Genomic DNA, 18,976 nt, shown 5'->3' on the forward strand with positions numbered 1-18,976 from the left:
AGTAAACAATTATTACATTTCAACATGCGAGTTACTAATGTTCTTAGCTGGCACACCAACTAACACAGCGTTCTCTGGACAACTTTTCGTAACGACTGCATTCGCACCGATGACCGTGTTATCTCCTATCTTTATCTCATCAATTATTATTGCACCAGCACCAATTGAGACATTGTTTCCTATAATTGGTAACCCACCTTCATCATGGGCTTTACCAATTGTTACATGTTGCCGTATCGTTACATTTTCACCAATAATTGCTTGAGAATGAATCACTATGCCGTATGGATGCCAGATGGTTAGTCCTTTTCCTACTTCTAGTTGATAAGGGAATAAGCAATTCAGCACTCCCCTAACAATCAGAAAATCTAATATAGCATAGGGCAAAAGCAATATTTTCCGAAGCAACGGCTGACGGATGGACGTTTTAATATAATGACCATAACTATAGATAGCAAATAATATCTTCGCCCATATTTCTTTACTTTTATGTCTTTTCATTTTTTTCTCCTTTTTCTGTTACATTGCAAAACGCAATGTATGCCAACAACTTTACTTTTAGATTACAAGTACGTTTGTATTTGCAGTATGCCCTGATTTTTGTTCAATGATTTCCTGACAAACTTCTGATACACGATGAATATCATGAATCGACAGATTTCGATCAATGTTAACAATCTTTGTATTGCTATATTTTTTGTCCACTGTAGTCGATGCATTGGTCGTTAACACGATATCTACAGGTTGAGAAAAAACGGCTTGATTATCTGTTACAAAAGAAAGATTAAATTGGGTTCCTAAATAATGAGTGATTGAATTCATCATATTTTTTTTCAAAAGAATAGGTAAATCACTTTCTAAAATCAAATAAATTTTCTGTTCATATTTCATCACATTTTCTATATGGGAAAAAAATAAGAAGTAACGGTAGGTAAGTTGCTTACGCTCTAGAAAAATTGGATTTCCAGATATTTCATATAGATAATCAATAAAATGTGCAAGCTTTCTTTCTAATATTGGTACTTTTTTACTAAGTCCAAGTGGTACGATTTCTGTACTAAAATTCCAGAAATTATAGCAGAAAGAATGGGTAGAATACACATATGACTCTAAAAGTTCATAATTGTCGCGAGGAATGTGGAAGAAGACTTTTTCAAATTCAGTTAACATCAATCTTGTTGTTTGGTAGAGAACAGATTTCTTTTTTATTTGGCTTTCAATAAATTGAGGAACAAATTTTGAAAGTGTATAAGCAGAAAAGAATGATGTCCAGACAACATAATGAAAAGGAATCTCTGGATATTTTGTATTTATGTCTCCTCTAAATTCTTTCATAATTTCTTCAAATTCTTGATAAGATTCATTTTCATCAATATAGATATCCCATTCCGGTTGAAATTGTACAAAATTACCCTTTCTTGTACGCATAAGGGTTATGCTAACGTAATAAGCGATTCTTTCCCGATAAATTTCAGAAATAGAATGAGTACTATTGATTTTATCTAAAAAACGATTCACGATGTTATACACTGCGTGTTGTTCTATTCCTTGAAAGGGCCAGTCTGTTCCTGCATATAATCGCCAATACATTAAGTTCAAAAACATTCTGATTTGGGATTCTTTTCCTTTTACCTCAGCCGTTTCTCTAGCTATCTGAATGTGATAAGGTTCCAAAAATTTACGTATTTTTATTAAATGTCGTCGTACAGTTGCTTCACTAATAAAATTATTTTGAGCATATTTTTTTACTGTCCCAAACTCTCCATTAAAAATTGACACAATCATTTGCATAATCGGCGTTTGAGAAAAGATGATTCCTAAAAATTTCTTGATGTCTTCATCAATATCTTTAACTAAACGAACCCCTTTTCCTTTTGATATTTGTATCTCTAAGCTATTTTCACTAAGCTCAAGTATATCTCCTTCTAATCGTTTAATGATGCGCAACGTTGTATTATTCTTTATATCCAATGCTTCACTGATTTCTTCTGTACTAAACCAACGATCTTCTTTTTGTAGTAACAACAGCAATTCTCTTTCTAAAAGAATTGCTGTATCAAATAACTCAAAATAACTAGGTGAATCATTTACCATTGTTCTCCCCCACTTTTTATTACATTCGATCATTATATGAAAGATCTGTCACAATACTCGCCACTTTTTCAATACAGTTTTGCAAATCATTTAGAGAAAATTCATTTTCAATAAATAGAATCTGTTCTCGATACGTACTAATTAAATTTTCTGGCAAATAATAATTTGAAAAAATCAATTGATTATTCGTTAATGCTTGACCTGTGTACTTATACACATTAACAGGATGAAATTCATTCAATAGTTTTTTTATCTTAGCCATTAATTTCTGCTCTTGAATAAAGACCAAATCGGTATCCACAAATATTTGGATTTCGCTTTTTGAATTTTGAGGATCAGTCGTATGAAGAAAATAAAGGTAGATATCTGTTAGATAACTTTGACAGCCTACTTCTTTGACAAAATTTTGAGCTAATGATTGTGCTAAAAACTGTAGCTCAGAGGGAGACTGTTCACCACCTACTAGATACATTCCTGATATATCCTTTTTAAAACATGGAAATAGCTCAACATGTAGATGAGCTGCTAAAAGTGATGAGCTAATAAATTCAGGTGTATTGATCGCTAATGTATTGATAAAATCGATCACTTTTTCAGTTTGTTGATATACTGGCGTATTCAAGTTTTTATGTTGTTGTAGGAATGTTTCAAGAACTCGTTCTTCTTTATAAAAACTGACTCTTGTTTGCAAATAAAGCAAAAAGAAAAATAATTCCTTTCTACTCATATATAATTCTCTTAACCATTTGGTCATCACTTCTGCTGAAATGGGAAAACTTTTAGTAATTTCAAAATAGGCAATATATTTTGTAGAAATTTGAATTTCATTTTTACTTCTAAAACGTAAAATATTAATTGCTAGGACAAACATTAATTGCAGTTGTGTCGAAGGATTTAATTGAACCTGATAGACCTCAGCCACTATTGAAAGAAAATCCGACAATTTTCTTTTATTTAATGATTTAAACGGCCATTCGAGTAGCCCAAATATTTGCCAATAAATTCGATAAAACCCTGCTCGTATGCTATATTCGTCACCTTTTAAATAAACATTTCCTCTTTTTAATAAAATTTCAACGTGGTATTCTTTCAAATAAGAATTAATGAATTTTAAGTGACGCTTTAATGTTGTTTCACTAACAAAAAATTCATTCAATAAACTCATTTGAGAAACCATTTTTTTCTCTAAAAGCTGACTAATTAAACGCATAGTGATTGATTGACTACATAAATAACTAATAAACATTTTATATAGAGTAGGCTCCTCGCATAAAAGTCGGATTCCTCTTCCTTGTTTGATAATCAATGATAATTTTTTGTTTTTAAATTTTTTTATTTCTAGTTCTAATTCATTGATGTGCCTAAATGCCGTTCTACTTCCTATACCAAGTTTATTTGCAATTTTATTTGTGGTTTGCCATTCATCTGTTCCATATAAGACTCTTAGTATTTCACTTTTTATATAACAATCTTTTCCAAAAAAACGATAATCCATGACTATAACTCCTTTCATTCTTTAAATTTAAAGAATGAAAGAGAAAAAATAGTTTGATTAAATATCATTAATAACTTGCAGATTCGGTTTTTATTTCTTTATTTTAACGGTATAATTATTTGTTTAATCTCTATTAAATAAATCTCTCGTATACACTTTTTCTGCAATAGGTTGTAAAATTGAATCCATGCGATTTGCGACAATTAATTCACTGTTTTTTTCAAATTCTATAAAATCTTGCATAACAGGACATCCATCAAAAGAATCAGCGGAAAAACTAGGTTCATAGATAATGACTTCTTTTCCGTTGTCTTTTAATAAAGAAATAATTGTTTGAATGGCTGATTGACGATAGTTATCTGATCCTTTTTTCATAGCCAACTTATAAATACCTATTACTTTTGCTTGCTTTTTCATAATTTGATTGGTAATAAATTCCTTACGTACTTCATTTGCTTCTACGATCGCATGAATAATTCTATTTGGAATATGTTCAAAATTAGCTTCCAATTGTTTTGAATCTTTAGGTAAACAATAACCACCATAGCCAAATGATGGGTTATTATAATAATCGCCAATTCTAGGATCTAGACCGATTCCCCTGATTAACTTTTCAGTATTGAGTCCGTGTATTTCAGCATACGTATCAAGTTCATTAAAATAAGCAATACGCATGGCTAGATAAGTATTTGCAAAAAGTTTCACTGCCTCCGCTTCTTTTGCCTCCATATAAACAATCGGTACGTCCTGTTGTTTGATTGATTTTTTAAATAACTCTGCAATTTTTTCACCTAAAAACGTTTGATCGCCGACAATTATTCGACTTGGATATAAATTATCGTATAATGCTCGTCCTTCTCTTAAAAATTCAGGAGAAAAAATAATTTGTTCATACGCTAGCTTCTTTCTCAAGTGTTCTGTATAACCAATCGGAATCGTTGATTTAATCAAAAAGATTGCTTTTCGGTTGATCTGAATCGCTTTAGCAATGGATGACTCAATGGAACTAGTATCAAAAACGTTCGTTTCCTCATCATAATTCGTCGGCGTAGCGATTAGAACTAAATGACTTCCTTCAATCGCTTCTGAAAAGTCTTGTGTAAATTGAATATGTTCATTCTTTTCCGCTAAATAATCTTGTATTTCTGTATCTTCAATTGGCGACTTGCCACTTTTTAATAATTTTATTTTTTCTTTATCTAGATCATAAGCAATCACTTGATTTTCTTGACCTAAAAGTAAGGTGTTAGCCAGACCTACATAGCCCAATCCAATAACACCGATTTTTAATTTTTCTGTCAATATGAATTTCACCTTTCTATCTTGTGGTTTTAGCAGATTCCCAAACTGGTTTTGATTGTTTTCGTAAAACTCGATATATTCCTACAGCCTGCGCCCAAATAGTCAACATATAATAATAAGGTAGACACAATTTGTGTTGACGAATTGGTAAAACAATGGGAATGATCGCTAAAATATAAAAGATGAGCTGAACGTAGGTCATCACTTCAAAAAAAAGACTCGTTTTAAAAAGGATTAACGAAGTAATTAGGAAAAGCAAATGGTTGAACCACAAAAGATAACGGCTTGTACGATGGCCAAAATAAAAAAAAGAATACCAGCCATACTTAAATAGGTTACTTGTCTCTTTTGTAGCCATGATTGATTGAATGATTACTCGATTCATTCTTACTTTTCGTTGAAATTCATCTTCGCTTGTTTCCCCTGCTTTTTCATAAACAAAAGCATCACTAACAGCAATCGCACGTTGTTTCTTTAAAGCAAATGCTCGTGGCATCGAGCTATCATGGCTTTCAATGGGAGGAAATTCGATATATTCACTCTTTCTACAAGCATACAAAGCCCCATTTCCAGCAGTAATTGTTTGGATTCGTCCCTCAATTTCTCTAATTTTTGTATCTAATGACCAATAGCTATCCTCTGAGGCACTGGTTGCAGAACGCTCTTTATTGATATACACCAATTGTCCGGTTGTATAAGAAATACTTGGCTCTTGAAAAGGATCAACAATTTTTTTTAATGCGTGTGTATCAATCATGGCATTGGCATCTGTAAAGACAATAATTTCTGATTGAATCGTCTGAACCGCCTCATTTTGCGCATTTGTTTTCCCACCCCGTTGTTGGCTTTTTACAATTCGTATTCTTCTCTTTCCTCCATGTTCTTGAATAAACCGTTCAACGATAACATTAGTCTTATCAGTTGAATGATCGGAAGCCACAACGATTTCTAATTGTTCCTTTGGGTAATCCAGTGTACAAACATTTTTTAATTTATCTAAAATAACCGTCTCCTCATTATGAGCAACAATTAAAACGGTCACTGTTGGTAAGTAGTCTTCCTTTTTTTGGTAGAAAGGACGCTTACTTAATTTCGTTTTTCCTAATAGTAGTAACGTCATAGGATAACCAATCATCCCCCAAAAAATCATAAAGCCACTAATAAAAAACAATAGTTTAAAAATCAACATCTTAGTAGCTTGCTCCTTTCAATACGTTCATATTATTTACTATCCTTTGATAAGCTTCATTTTTTACTCTGCTACTAATTAAAGCCATTGCTTCGTCTAATTGAAAAGGGCGACTGCTAACATGATGGGCATCTGAAGCCACTAGATCAACGAGTCCTTTTTTTAGCAACTTCCAAGAAACTTTCTCCACTTTTTTGCCAAAATCCCCTAACAAACTCCCCGCAGTCACTTGAATCATCAGATTTGAACGTTCTTTGATTTTTTTTACAATTTTCCAATTCGATTGAACCGCAAGATTTCTTTCTGGATGTGCCCAGATACAATTCAATTCATGTTGCTGTAAATAATTTAATGTGTCTTCAAAGTAATAAGGAATGGCTAGCGTAGTAATTTCGATAAGAAAATAGCAATTCTTTTGATTATCCTTAATGGGAATTAACACAGAAGCAGGATACTTTTCAAATAGATCCACACTAAGCGTTAATTCCTGAGATAAGGAGAGAGAAACATCTATTTTTCTTTTTTCAAGTTCATTTTTTACGATGTAAAAATTTTGCTTGATTCCTGCTTGTGTTGTGTCAAACTGACGATGGTTGATATGAGGAGTGGCAATAATATGTGAAATATTTTGTGTCTGTGCTTGCTGAATCAACTGAATACTTTCATCAAGTGTTTGTGGCCCATCGTCTACACCGAAAATAATATGGTTATGGATATCACAGTACATCCCGCTCGTCCTTTACTTGTTTTTTTAACCAATCGACATCCTCTTTGAAATATAGAATCGTACCATTCAGATCAATTTTTTCAATTTTATATTTTTTTATCCACTCGTAAAACGTTTGTTGCGAGACATCTAATTGATTAATTGCTTCTTTGGTTGATAAAAAATATTGTTCCAAAAATGCACGTTGATCGTTTTTTCTCTCTTGATCCATCGTTCACCTATTGATTACTTCTTATTAATTGGCTTAACGTGTCATTTAATTTTTTTATATTAAAAAACTGTTCGACTGATTCTGTCGCATGTTGCGATATTCTTTGGCACTCTTCTGGCGTCATTTTTACAACTTCTTGTATTTTATCTGCCAATTGCTGACTATCATTTTCTGGGACTAGCCAACCATTTTTGTTATTTTTAATTAATTCCGGAATGCCACTGTGATAAGTCGATATCACTAATTTTCCTGATGCTAAAGCCTCCATCAACGATACTGGGATACCCTCTTGATCCCCATCTGTAGCCGTTTTACTTGGAAGTAATAGTAAATCCGCCTCTTTAATGGCTTGACGTACTTCTTCTTGGCTTTTTGCACCAATTAAATGAACAGAAGCACTTAATTGCAATTTGTCCGTTAACTCTTCCAGATGATTACGCCATTCCCCTTCCCCAATAATTGTCAATTGCACTTTTAAGTCGTTGTCTTGTAACTTTTTTAGTGCGGATATTGTGATATCCATCCCTTTTTTTTCAGTTAAGCGACCTACGATAAGTAACTGGAGTTCTTCGGAAAATCCTTTAAAAGGCACCTTGGGAAACTTAGTCAAATCAACACCCATATGATGAACTTTTCTATTCAGTGGTAAAATATTTAACTCTTCTAATCTATCGGCCATTTGCTCACTGATGGGTAAGGCAGTCGTGTTTGTTTTTCTTTGTAATGGATAGTAAATGTCCTCTCCAAAGCGTTGGACGAATCCTGTCACATCATTTCCATGAAAAAAACCATAGATGGGCGGAAATTTCTCATATTGTGCTTTAATGATTTCCAATAACAATGTGTTATACCCATAGTGGCTGATAATAGCATCAAATTTAAGAGGAGCTTCAAAGTACGTATTTACAATCAGTGGTCGCAAACTATAAACGAATTTTCCCTGCTTCCGTCCATTGATCAGACCAATTGCTCTTTTAGGAGAATGTTTAACCGTCTTGAAAAAAGCTTTGGTAGCTATCCATACTTTTTTAGGTAAATTCGATGGAATTTCAATATAAGTCACTTTGTCTAATAGTCCATATTGTTCGATTTCTGGATGCTTCTTAGTCGTTTCGACCTTTTTTGTCGCCAAAATCTCGACGTCATGCCCAAGATCGATCATTCCAGTGATTTGATTTAAAATAAAAGTTTCTGAAAGAGCCGGAAAGGAAGAAACAAAAAATAATAATTTCATTTTTCTACTCACCTCCCCATAAAATAACTTTTTACACATGAGAGAACATATTCTTGTTCTAACTCTGTCAAACTGCTGCCAGATGGCAAACAGATGCCTTGTTGAAATAATTGTTCTGAAACGGGACGATGCTTTCTATCTTCCTGATAGAAAAAATCAGTTTGTGCTTGAATCAGATACGGTTGTTTGTGCAACGGATTCCATAAGGCACGACTTTCGATATTTTTTGAATCTAAAAATTCAATTAGGCCAAATGGATTCATCGTAGGGTGTGTAAAAGCACTCAACCAGCGATTTGGTCGTTGATCGGTTGGACTTGTTGGAATCATGGCTAATCCCTCAATTCCAGCAAACATCTCTCGGTAGGTTTGGTAAATGGCTTCTGTTCGCTTGATCTTATCTTCTAAGGATTGTAATTGCCCCCGACCAATCCCAGCTAGAACATTACTTAAACGATAGTTGTAGCCTTGCTCTTCATGTAGATAGTACGGTACTTTTGATTTCGCTTGGGTGGATAAATATTGGATTTGATTGGCATAGTTCCGATTGTTCGTCACAACTGCTCCCCCACCAGAAGTCGTGATGATTTTATTGCCATTGAATGAATAAACGCCAATGTCTCCTAGTGTTCCTGTCATGCCTTCTTTCGTTATTGTTCCTAATGATTCACAGGCATCTTCGATCACTTTTAATCCATATTTTTTTGCAATAGCTAAAATTGCGGACATGTTAGCCCCATTTCCATAAATATGAGTAACGATCACAGCTTTTGCTTGTTTGCCCTTTGATTGATAAGCTAGAATTGCCTTTTCCAAGAGCTCTGGATCCATATTCCAAGAATCGTATTCTGAATCAATCAGTACCGGTGTCGCCCCTACATAACGTATAGGATTAACAGATGCTGCAAATGTAAAATCTGAACAAAAAACAAGATCATCAGCCACTACCCCAATAGCGATCAAAGCAAGATGCAATCCTGCGGTGCCAGAGCTTAGTGCAACAGCATATTTCGAATTGGTATACTTAGCAAGCTCCTCTTCAAATTGATCGATATTTTCTCCAACAGGGGCAATGTAATTTTGATTAAATGCGTCTTGAATGTACTTTTGTTCTATTCCTGTCATATCTGGTGGTGATAACAAAATTCTACGTGCCACTTTTCTAACCGCCAATCTTAAAAATTTTCGCATTTTTTTGTTGATAGATATGTTTCATATCAACAATTGCATGACTTTCTTTCAAAAGACGTTGATAATCAATCCCTTGATGTTTCGCTAAAATCAACGCAACATCATACGCTTGATAATCAATTTCTTCAGCATTTTGATTTACAAAGACTAATTGACCAGATTTATCTTTGAACTTCGTCACAAATGGATCCAATACTTCGACTTGTGCGCCTGCATCCATTAGTAAATCGTAGATATCTAAAGCAGGTGATTCCCGAATATCATCAATATTATCTTTGTAAGAAAGTCCGACAATCAGTACTTTTGCATCAGATAAATTTTTATTGATAGTATCTAATGCGCCAATCGTTTTATCAACTACGTAATAAGGCATGTTCAAATTAATTCGTTGGGAAAGTTCAATAAATTGATTGAAAAATCGATCTTTTTTTCCTTTTCAATATAAATACATAGGGTCTAATGGAATACAATGTCCACCGACACCTGGTCCTGGATAAAACGGCATATAACCGAATGGTTTTGTGGCAGCTGCATCGATTGTTTCCCAAATATCAATGCCCATACGATCACACATCAGCGCCATTTCATTGACAAAAGCGATATTCACACTTCTAAAAGTGTTCTCAAGCAGTTTACTCATTTCAGCCGTTTCAGGTGAGCTGACAGGTACAACCGCATCAATTACTTTTTCATAGAGTGCTTGTCCGATATGCGTGCTATTTTCTGATAACCCACCAATTACTTTAGGAATTTGTTTTGTTTGATAATTTTTATTTCCTGGATCCACTCTCTCTGGTGAGAAACACAAGTAATAGTCTTGATCTAAAACAAGGCCATTTTTTTCAAATGTTCCTGCAATCAACTCTCTTGTTGTTCCTGGATAAGTCGTACTTTCCAAAACAACTAATAAAGGCTTTTCTTGGTAGCGAACAATTTCTTTGACTGTGGCTTCAATATAGCTAGTATCCGGTTCTTGGTTTTCATTCAATGGTGTCGGTACACAGATACTTAATGCGTCTAATTCAGAAATGATTGAAAAATCAGAAGTTGCTAGTAGGTTTCTATTTTCCACCAATTGATTTACTTCGTAGTCTGGAACATCTAAAATATGTGATTTCCCTTGATTTAAACTTGATACTTTTTGTTCATTCAAATCGATGCCTACGACCTTCAACCCATATTTTGCAAATTCCACTGCTAATGGTAGGCCAACATACCCCATGCCAATCACACCAACACGCAAATTTTTAGTCTCAATTTTATTCAGATAGATTTCTTTTAATTCTTCAGTTATTGTTAACATAGATACGCTCCTCTTTTTGTCCCTCATGAATTATTTGTGCTAATACTGCTTTTATTTGATCTGGTTCCTCTTGATTTGCTAATACCATTTCCAGATTTTTTAACATTTCCGTTAAATGCATGGGAATAATTGCATGACCTTTGAAAAATTTCGTATTAATTTTCGTCATATCAGCCATTTCTTGTTCTTCAAATAATGATTCACTTAATTTTTCACCGTTCCTTAAACCTGTATAAGCAATTTTCACATCTACAGATTTTTTTCCAGCTAGATGAATCAGTTTTTCGACAATCTTCACAATTTTTTGAGGCTCTCCCATTTGCAATATGTAAATGTCATTACCTGTTGCTTGTTCACTTGCTTCAATCACAAGCTGACTTGCTTCTGGAATTGTCATAAAGTAACGTTCCATCTCTGGATGAGTAATTGTAATCGGTTCATTGTTTTGAATTTGTTCCCAGAACAGAGGAATTGCGCTTCCTCGGCTTCCTAGAACGTTCCCAAAGCGTACAACAGAAAAGATCGTTGAGGTATTTTTTGTATTTTTACTTTGGACGATCCACTCTGCGATTTTTTTAGTCATTCCCATGGTGGATGTCGGATAAACTGTTTTATCGGTAGAAATCATCATAAATTTTTCGACGCCAAATTCATCTGCCACCTCTACCATATTCATCGTGCCCCACACATTATTTTTAATAGCCTCTGTGGGATTTCCTTCCATCAGTGGGACGTGTTTATGAGCAGCCGCATGATAAATAATCTCTGGGCGATAGAATTGAAAAATTTCCTCTAACCGTTGTTTATCTTGAATGTCCGCAATGATTGGTACAACTGGGCAGGTCTTTACTTTTAGTATTTCTTTATAAATGGAAAAGATACTATTTTCGCCATGCCCTAGTAAAAGTATTTTTTGAGGCTGACACTTATTGACTTGGCGTACTAACTCAGAGCCAATCGATCCTCCCGCACCAGAAATTAAAATTGTCTTGCCTTTAAAAAAACGTTTAAGGTTCGCAACGTTCATTTTTTGTTCCTCACGATTTAATAAATCTGAATAACGAACAGATCTTTCCTGAACAGGATTCGCCTCTGTTGACATAATGGAAGAAATGTCAGGCAAGATATTCGTTTCAAGATTGAGATCTGCACAGTGTGTTAATAACTTGTCACGTTTTCTTACAGATAAAGAAGGTATCGCAATAATAATTTTTTCTATCCCAAAACTTTGCACCACTTCATTTAGGTCAGACAGTCTTCCAATGACTGGCACTTCCTCAATTTGGGTCTCTTTTGCTAGCGAATCATCCAAAATACCAACCACTTGGATTTCTGCTTGTCGAAAATGTTTTGTATGATAAATCCATAGTTGAGCAGCTTCCCCCCCTCCTAATACCAGAACTTTTTTTGAAACTTTCATCAAATAACCCCTTTTCTTAAGAATCAATTTTCTTTCTCAATTGGCTGAGCCTTTTAGATTAATTCTCTTTTTAGAATTTTTGTTAATAGCTTTTCTTTACAATTCATAGTTTAAAGTTTTTAGATTGTAAAAATAATCAATAAGTTATTTATCATATTCAAAAATTCGTTTGTTCCTACGCAAAAAAAAGCATGAGACAAAAATAAAGCATCTCTTTGTCTCACGCATTAAAACCTTATAAATAGCAGATTCAGAAGCAATTTATTGGAAATAAAAACCGAAATAAACAAAAATTGGAAAAATAATTTCTGCTCACCTCTTCTTATTTCTCGGAGTTAAATATTTCTATATCCAGACTCTCAAACTATAGGCAAAGTACTTATGTTTAATGCTTTGTCTTTTTTATCAGTCAAAAGAGTAATAGAAAAGGGAAAAATAATCGGATACTCTTAAAATAAGCGATGAGTAACACATCAAAGTACATGCGAATCAAAACAAGAAAGAAGTCGTTAAAGGAATAAATCAAAGCTTCTTTTATAAAGAAACACGGAAAGATTTCTCTTTTATACTTAAAAATATAGATATAAAAAAACAACCCCTATTTTTATATAAGGTTTGTCTATCATCTGAAAGTAGCAATCACAGGCCTGCTACTTTTTACTTTCTTAACAAATCATCAAATTTGAAGATCATGTGAACAATTTGAGCCATATTGCCAAGTTCTGCCAATGTAGCTTTTTTATTCTCTTCCATTGTCGTGCTTTGTAATCTAACATTTTTACTTATAACTCATTGACATAGCCTTTCATTTGGTGAGTTTCACTTAATGGTATAAAATACTCTTTTTGTATACTGTAATTGGCCAAACAGCAACTAAACCAGTAACCTGACTATAATTTTTTGTACTTATTACCATAGCCGGTTGTCTTTTCTAGATCTCTCGTCCAGCATTGGGATTAAAACTTACTTTCTGTACCTTTTTTTCTTTTTGCATAATAAGCCCATCCTAGAATAATAACCACGATGATTAACAAATATCGATAAGGAAAACGACTTTCTAACGTCACATCTTGCTTGTTTAATTTACTTGCTTGATCCTTTTTTACTTCTATTTGTTTAGTATAAAGCCAAGTGTTCTCTCCACTAGTCACTTGTAACTCAACATCATATATGCCATTTTCTAATAGATTACCACCTAATAATATGGGATATTTTATCATAGAACTTGGTGCCACTTGTATATTGTCTTTTTCTGCATTCACTAGTTCAAGTTTTTTTCCATTTTTTGATACTTTCGCTTTGAATTTTGCTTGATTGATATAGGTGAGCGATTGATTTTCTAGCGTCATATAAAAAGCATTTCGATAGTTTTTTTGTCCAACTTGTAGCTCATTAAATATCAAATTAGGCGCTACATTCGATTGTTTTCCATGTAAGACAAGTGCAATCTGATAACTGTATTCATTGTTGATAGCCATAGAACTTTCACTCTGTTTTTGTTCATCCTTTTTTTCTTGAATTGTTATTCCTCCTGCGACTACCCCTTGATACTCACTTTTAGGCATTTGCACTAAAAAGGGAATTTCTTTTGTTTCTCCTGCTTCTACTTTCACTTCAGATGGATACTCCACCACATCTTCCACTTTAAAAGGTAAAGATTTACTATAGTCTCCATTGTATTTTCCATATTCAACTACGCCATTTGAATTAGTTTTGGCCGTTTCAACATCTATAGAAAGAATAACAGGGGTATTGGAAGAATTATGTACTTGAACCACTAATTCTTCACTTTCTTCAGGATTGATTTTCACATCAAAATATGTTTTTTTTGTATCAACTTGTTTCGTTGAAGGAACTGTATTCACCGTATACGAGATCGTTTGCTCCTCCGCCAATAGATGGATTGGACGAAACGAAACACACAATAACATGACAAATAAAAGTCTTCTCATTTTAACCCTCCGAATAATCGCCTTTATTTCCATAAAATAGCAGTATATTTGAAAATTTAACTTTTCCTTTCAAATACACTGCCTTTTTTGCTTATACTTTTAGCACAATGCTCATATTACCTGATTAAGCATTAAGTGCATCAACTAATGTCCATGTTAATGTGCTTACATATTGTTCCGCTACCTTAGCAGTTTTACCAGGGACATTAAGTAGCACGCCCTCTTTGCCATAAGTCACAGTAGTTACACCGTTTCCTTCACCAGTTGCTGCATTTAAAACTAATGTTTTTTCATTATCAGAACTGATCGTTACATCTGATACTGAAATTGCAGTGCCAGCATTTGACGTTGCTACATTTCCATTTGTTAAAGAAATTGAAGCACCTTTCAATTCTGTATTTGTTTCTTTACTCATCATCGGAGATTGCGCCACTTGAAGATTCCATCCCGCTGAAGTACCACGTAAATCAGCAACTTCGATCATATGGTCATCCAAAGCTTCATAACTTTTATCAATTTTTTCAATCTCATGATTGTCGAAGTCTAGACTAGTTACTTGATCTAACGTTAGTTCCCCATTTGATGGTGTGACAAAAGCGACTTCTCCATTACTTTCGCCAGAATCTACTTCTGCTGCAAATCCTCCCATTCCTGACATTAAAGTGGCTCCAAGCATACTTACTCCAAATACTGCTGTTAATTTTTTCATCTCTAATTACTCCTTCTACTCTCTCTTTTTTTATTCTTTTTTATGCTTCCTACCATTAGTAGAAAGCAAATTCCTAATAACGGGTAAAACATCGATTGTTTGTTTCCTGTCTTAGGAAACATTTTTTTCTCACTTGAATTTTCGGCATCTTTTTTTATAGTTATACCCATACCATCCTTATCTTTTTCTTTCTCTTGTTCAGAATGAGAAAGATAAAATCCTACCGTAGCTGTTGACTCTTTCGATTGTTCATGTGCACTTGCTGAGATAGGAATACATAATATGAACAAACTTAAAGGGATGAACCAACGAATACTTTTCATATTTTCCTCCTTACTCATGCAGGGACATCACGTAACAACCATGTCACTGTTGCGGAATATTCTTCGGCTAACGCAGCACCAGCAGGTACCTTCATTTCTAATCCATGTGCTTCATCCCATGCCTCAGATAAATCTATCGGATCATGATTTTTACTTTCTTCGCTATGGATCACATTCAGTTCATCTGAAATCAACAGTTCTTTCTCTTCCTCCAGATAATAAAGGCTATCTTTTAGTTGATTTCCTGAAAGACCAGTAAATCCTTTGCTCATTCTTGAAGCAATGGACCAACTATTTCCTGGTGAACGATTATCTTGAACAATAAGATGGTGCTCAAATTTTTCTGCAAAAAAGACATCTGTATTTTTTGATAAGGTATGTGTGCCAAATGAGATAATCTCTGGCACTTCTTTAAAATACAATAATCCTTGATAATGAAATTTTATTTCAATTTCTGCTTGATCCACTATCCCTTTATCATTTTCTGCAGAAGTAAATTGATAACCCATTATTTCTTCTGGAAAGTATTCATAAGGTTCTCCATAACTTTTTTTGAACGATTTTGAATCCATAATTTCTTGTCCATCTTGATCAAGGTATTGGATAGTAATGGTTCCAACCGATCGGCGATAACGATAAATGACTTGAATCCTTTCCTGTTGAAATAAACCAGTGCTGTTACCTGGTTGTTCAAGCAATTCATAATCTGAAATTTGTTTTTCGATAGTTTGATAGCTTGTATCTACTCTCCCATATAGAATTTCTGGATCAGATAATTTATTATCTGTTTCATCCAAGTAGCGAGCTTCAACCTCTGCTAAAATATCAGTCTTCACTGTATTTCCTTGGTAAGTTCCACCTAGGCCACTAATCGAGTAGACCGTAAACGATTGATTGATTTGATACCCATAATCCAAATCTGCTGTATCGATGGCATAGGAGACTGTTCCTTTTGAATTCACAGGAAATTGTGTAATTGTGATCTTTAAAAAATCTTCTATGACTTGTGTTGTGACACTTGCATTTGATACTTGAATATTGGAAATATGTTCGTTTATTTTTAGGGGAACCATAATCACGGCGTCAATTGCAACCTGACCAAAGTTAGCAAAATTCACCGTATAGTGAACGGAATCATTTTTTTTGACTAACTCTTTGTCTACTTTTAAATCCGCTGAATAGAAAGTCGGTATTTTTTCTTCCTGCAAAGTTTGCCAAGTCCCCGCATGAACCGCAAATTTTCCCTGTTCCCGCATTACTTTTGTTGATACAAAACATTCATTGATATATTCAGGATAGCCTATTGCAGTTGTAGGTAAATCAACCAGTTTTTGATGATAGCGAAAGATCCATTTTTCATTATTCGGGATAGTACCGAGGTTCGCTTTGAAATAAATACGGCCTTCTTCATTTTTTCCAATATAGACTTGTCCTTCCTCAGGATTGGTATTCGTCGTCTCAGTTAGACCAACCTGACTCGTACCCCATTTTGTCACTCCATCTATATAATTTCCTACATTATTTAAGCTTAGTTGTGTAATTTGGATAGCAAACCCATTCTCCGTCATTTCCCCAGAAGGAATCCCATAGTCTGCTGGAGCAGCCAGTTCTACTCCCTCTGGCAAAATATCTTCGACAATCACACCTTCTGATTCATAGCCTCTATTCTCACTATCGATCAAGGGACCAGACAACGAGATCACTGAGGGATTTTGGGAAGAATCTCCTCCATAAATCAGTCCGATGGATTGCGTGCTAGAATAAATGAATCCTTCTTCATAATTAGAGAAAGTATCTTTTCCTTGTTCCCATTGTGAACCACTTGATAAGCGGTTATACAAAATAGAATTCTGTACACCGGATGCATTAATGATTTTAGGTGTCTTCACATAAACTGTTTCTCGGATATATTCATTAATAGCCGTATCTTTAATAGATATATCCCCTGTAACATCTAGGTTATTAGCTAATTTAGGGATCATAAAACGAATCTCTACAGAGCCAGATTGAAGGGATGGACTGACTCGTTCTAATGTAATAAGCCATTCACCACGAGAAGAAATCGGACTTTCATTAAAGGAGATCCCTGCTTTAGAAACAACGTTTGATTTTACCGAAACATCTGATGAACTACTGATCAGAAATCCCGGGATTGACACAAAAATCGAATTATTGTTATCTGCTGTATAAGTAACATTAAAATTTATTGAAGCAATCTGAGAACCACTTGTGATTGGCTTACTCGAACTATTTTCTGGGGAAAATTGATAATTCGAAATCACAAAGGAGTTTTCACTTTGCAATAAATCGCTCTCTTCTATTGTTTCTCGATTTGCACCTTTAGTTTCTTTTTCCATTTGTTCATTCTCCATTATTGGAGCAGCATCCTCTGTATCTAGACCTACTGCGAATCCCTCAATCGGTTGGGATATAAGTAAAAAGAAAAGAATCAGAATTTTAAATAGCCTCTTTTTTTTCATTGTTTTCACCTCCTAAATTAAAACTATTATTATTATGTTAAAAATAAAGACAAAAAAGAGAACAAAAAAAGAAGTAGATAACTGCTTTTTTTGATTCTCAGCAGAGTCTACTTCTTTTACTTGTTTTATAAATGGCACTTTTATCTAAAGAAATGAATTTATCGTTTTTAAATTCATATGCTGTAACATTTTTTTTAGATAAAATATTTATCAATGAACAACCAAAACGCTTTGATTCAATAAATTATTTTACAGAAAGTGTTGTCGAAGAATGTAATTTGCCATCTTTCAAATGTTGAATCTTATAGGTTTTCGTTTTGTCTGTGATTACTGCCTTAGCTGCTAACGTATAGGCTGTCGTGGGGCTTTGATCCGCTTCTGCTAAGGCACTGTATTTAACTAATTTCACAGCTACACCATCCTCTAATAAACGAATTGTGTCTACATCTGTCGTTTCACGACTATCAAATGTTCCAATGATATTATTATCCTCTCCGATAGTAAACACTTCAGCTGTTACACCCATTGTAATCTTTGGTGTGATTGAACTAAAGATTTGTTTCGTTGCTTTGTTATAAAGTACTACTTCCACATCTTGATCTGGACTTGTCACAAAACCGTTTGCTGAAAGAGAGTAAGTGCCATCACTATTAACTTCAGCTAATTTCACGATTTGTCCATCTACTTTCAATGCAACATGTGTACTATTTTTGTCACCATTCCAACTACCAGTGATTGCTTGTTCACCCACTGTGTAATCATTCGCTGTAATTGTATAGTTTACTTCTTCTTTTTCTTTTACATTGATTGTTGTTCGTCTGATAATATTGTTGCCGTTATATTCTGCAATTTCATATAAATGATCATCGATCCCAGTAATATAGCCTGCTACATTCAATGAAAATTGATCGGAATCAGAAGCCCCGATGATGTTTTGTTTGACCACTTTTCCATCAATTAATAACTTCACACGATCTGCTTTGTCATTATCATACGTTCCTGTGACATACACATCACCAAAGGTGTAATCATTCGTTTGCAGTTTAAATTCATTCTCTTCGCCAAGAATCTCTAATTCTACTGGTGATGAGACTTCGGGTTCGATTGGTTTTTTATCTGCATCTAATGCAACTACCTTGACATCGTCTGCTTTGTTTTGGATTCCTGTACCATATACTTTATACGAACCATCTGCATTTACCTGTGCACGTTTTGCAAAAACACCATTGATGTATAAATCAACGTAGCCAATATCTGCGCCTGCTGTCCCTGTTACGTAAGTGTCTTTACCGATAGTAAACTTATTCGCTGTTAACTTATGATCTACATCTGCTTCATACACATAGG

Annotated in this window: 17 protein-coding genes; all 17 read right to left on the reverse strand. The window is 34.2% G+C overall.

Going from position 1 to position 18,976, the window contains the following annotated elements:
- Positions 1-12: 12 nt before the first annotated feature.
- Positions 13-501, reverse strand: coding sequence for a serine acetyltransferase (locus tag EVI01_RS09185; protein ID WP_010750667.1), 489 nt, complete (start codon positions 499-501; stop codon positions 13-15).
- A gap of 57 nt (positions 502-558) precedes the next feature.
- Entirely contained in the window at positions 559-2,094 is a 1,536-nt protein-coding gene (locus tag EVI01_RS09190) for an AcpB/EbpR/MafR family transcriptional regulator (protein WP_010750668.1), read from the reverse strand.
- Between the two features lie 19 nt (positions 2,095-2,113).
- The gene (locus tag EVI01_RS09195) at positions 2,114-3,589 is read right to left on the reverse strand and encodes a helix-turn-helix domain-containing protein (RefSeq protein WP_010750669.1); all 1,476 of its coding nucleotides are present in this window, start codon (positions 3,587-3,589) and stop codon (positions 2,114-2,116) included.
- Between the two features lie 123 nt (positions 3,590-3,712).
- On the reverse strand, positions 3,713-4,891 hold the full coding sequence (locus tag EVI01_RS09200) for a nucleotide sugar dehydrogenase (RefSeq protein WP_010750670.1): 1,179 nt from the start codon (positions 4,889-4,891) through the stop codon (positions 3,713-3,715).
- Between the two features lie 16 nt (positions 4,892-4,907).
- The gene (locus EVI01_RS09205; RefSeq protein ID WP_010750671.1) at positions 4,908-6,080 is read right to left on the reverse strand and encodes a glycosyltransferase; all 1,173 of its coding nucleotides are present in this window, start codon (positions 6,078-6,080) and stop codon (positions 4,908-4,910) included.
- A 1-nt stretch (position 6,081) separates the two neighbouring features.
- Positions 6,082-6,807 (reverse strand): tyrosine-protein phosphatase, encoded by a 726-nt coding sequence (locus EVI01_RS09210; protein WP_010750672.1) that lies wholly within the window; start codon positions 6,805-6,807, stop codon positions 6,082-6,084.
- The gene (locus EVI01_RS09215) at positions 6,797-7,018 is read right to left on the reverse strand and encodes a helix-turn-helix domain-containing protein (RefSeq protein WP_010750673.1); all 222 of its coding nucleotides are present in this window, start codon (positions 7,016-7,018) and stop codon (positions 6,797-6,799) included. Before EVI01_RS09215 ends, EVI01_RS09210 begins: the two co-directional genes overlap by 11 nt.
- Before the next feature lie 7 nt (positions 7,019-7,025).
- Positions 7,026-8,252 carry a glycosyltransferase gene (locus EVI01_RS09220; protein ID WP_010750674.1) on the reverse strand — a complete coding sequence of 409 codons (1,227 nt, stop codon included), beginning with the start codon at positions 8,250-8,252 and terminating at the stop codon, positions 7,026-7,028.
- A gap of 8 nt (positions 8,253-8,260) precedes the next feature.
- Positions 8,261-9,409, reverse strand: a complete 1,149-nt coding sequence (locus tag EVI01_RS09225) for a DegT/DnrJ/EryC1/StrS family aminotransferase (protein ID WP_010750675.1) — start codon at positions 9,407-9,409, stop codon at positions 8,261-8,263.
- 4 nt (positions 9,410-9,413) lie between these two features.
- On the reverse strand, positions 9,414-9,815 hold the full coding sequence (locus EVI01_RS13875; RefSeq protein ID WP_010750676.1) for a UDP binding domain-containing protein: 402 nt from the start codon (positions 9,813-9,815) through the stop codon (positions 9,414-9,416).
- Between the two features lie 63 nt (positions 9,816-9,878).
- Complete coding sequence (locus EVI01_RS13880; RefSeq protein WP_010750677.1) at positions 9,879-10,745, reverse strand: nucleotide sugar dehydrogenase; 867 nt, start codon at positions 10,743-10,745, stop codon at positions 9,879-9,881.
- Positions 10,729-12,165: a polysaccharide biosynthesis protein gene (locus tag EVI01_RS09235; RefSeq protein ID WP_010750678.1), complete on the reverse strand. Its 1,437-nt coding sequence runs from the start codon at positions 12,163-12,165 to the stop codon at positions 10,729-10,731. Before EVI01_RS09235 ends, EVI01_RS13880 begins: the two co-directional genes overlap by 17 nt.
- A gap of 956 nt (positions 12,166-13,121) precedes the next feature.
- A complete protein-coding gene (locus EVI01_RS09245; RefSeq protein ID WP_010750679.1) occupies positions 13,122-14,117 on the reverse strand; it encodes a WxLIP family cell surface protein in 996 nt (331 codons plus the stop codon).
- A 124-nt stretch (positions 14,118-14,241) separates the two neighbouring features.
- Positions 14,242-14,826, reverse strand: coding sequence for a WxL domain-containing protein (locus EVI01_RS09250; protein ID WP_010750680.1), 585 nt, complete (start codon positions 14,824-14,826; stop codon positions 14,242-14,244).
- A gap of 2 nt (positions 14,827-14,828) precedes the next feature.
- Positions 14,829-15,149 carry an LPXTG cell wall anchor domain-containing protein gene (locus EVI01_RS09255; protein WP_010750681.1) on the reverse strand — a complete coding sequence of 107 codons (321 nt, stop codon included), beginning with the start codon at positions 15,147-15,149 and terminating at the stop codon, positions 14,829-14,831.
- Between the two features lie 14 nt (positions 15,150-15,163).
- The gene (locus EVI01_RS09260) at positions 15,164-17,629 is read right to left on the reverse strand and encodes a MucBP domain-containing protein (protein ID WP_010750682.1); all 2,466 of its coding nucleotides are present in this window, start codon (positions 17,627-17,629) and stop codon (positions 15,164-15,166) included.
- Between the two features lie 244 nt (positions 17,630-17,873).
- Positions 17,874-18,976, reverse strand: a 1,103-nt coding sequence (locus tag EVI01_RS13695) for an immunoglobulin-like domain-containing protein (RefSeq protein WP_186808774.1), incomplete at its 5' end; no start/stop codon positions are given.

The organism is Enterococcus villorum (assembly GCF_007990225.1).
Lineage (GTDB): Bacteria > Bacillota > Bacilli > Lactobacillales > Enterococcaceae > Enterococcus_B > Enterococcus_B villorum.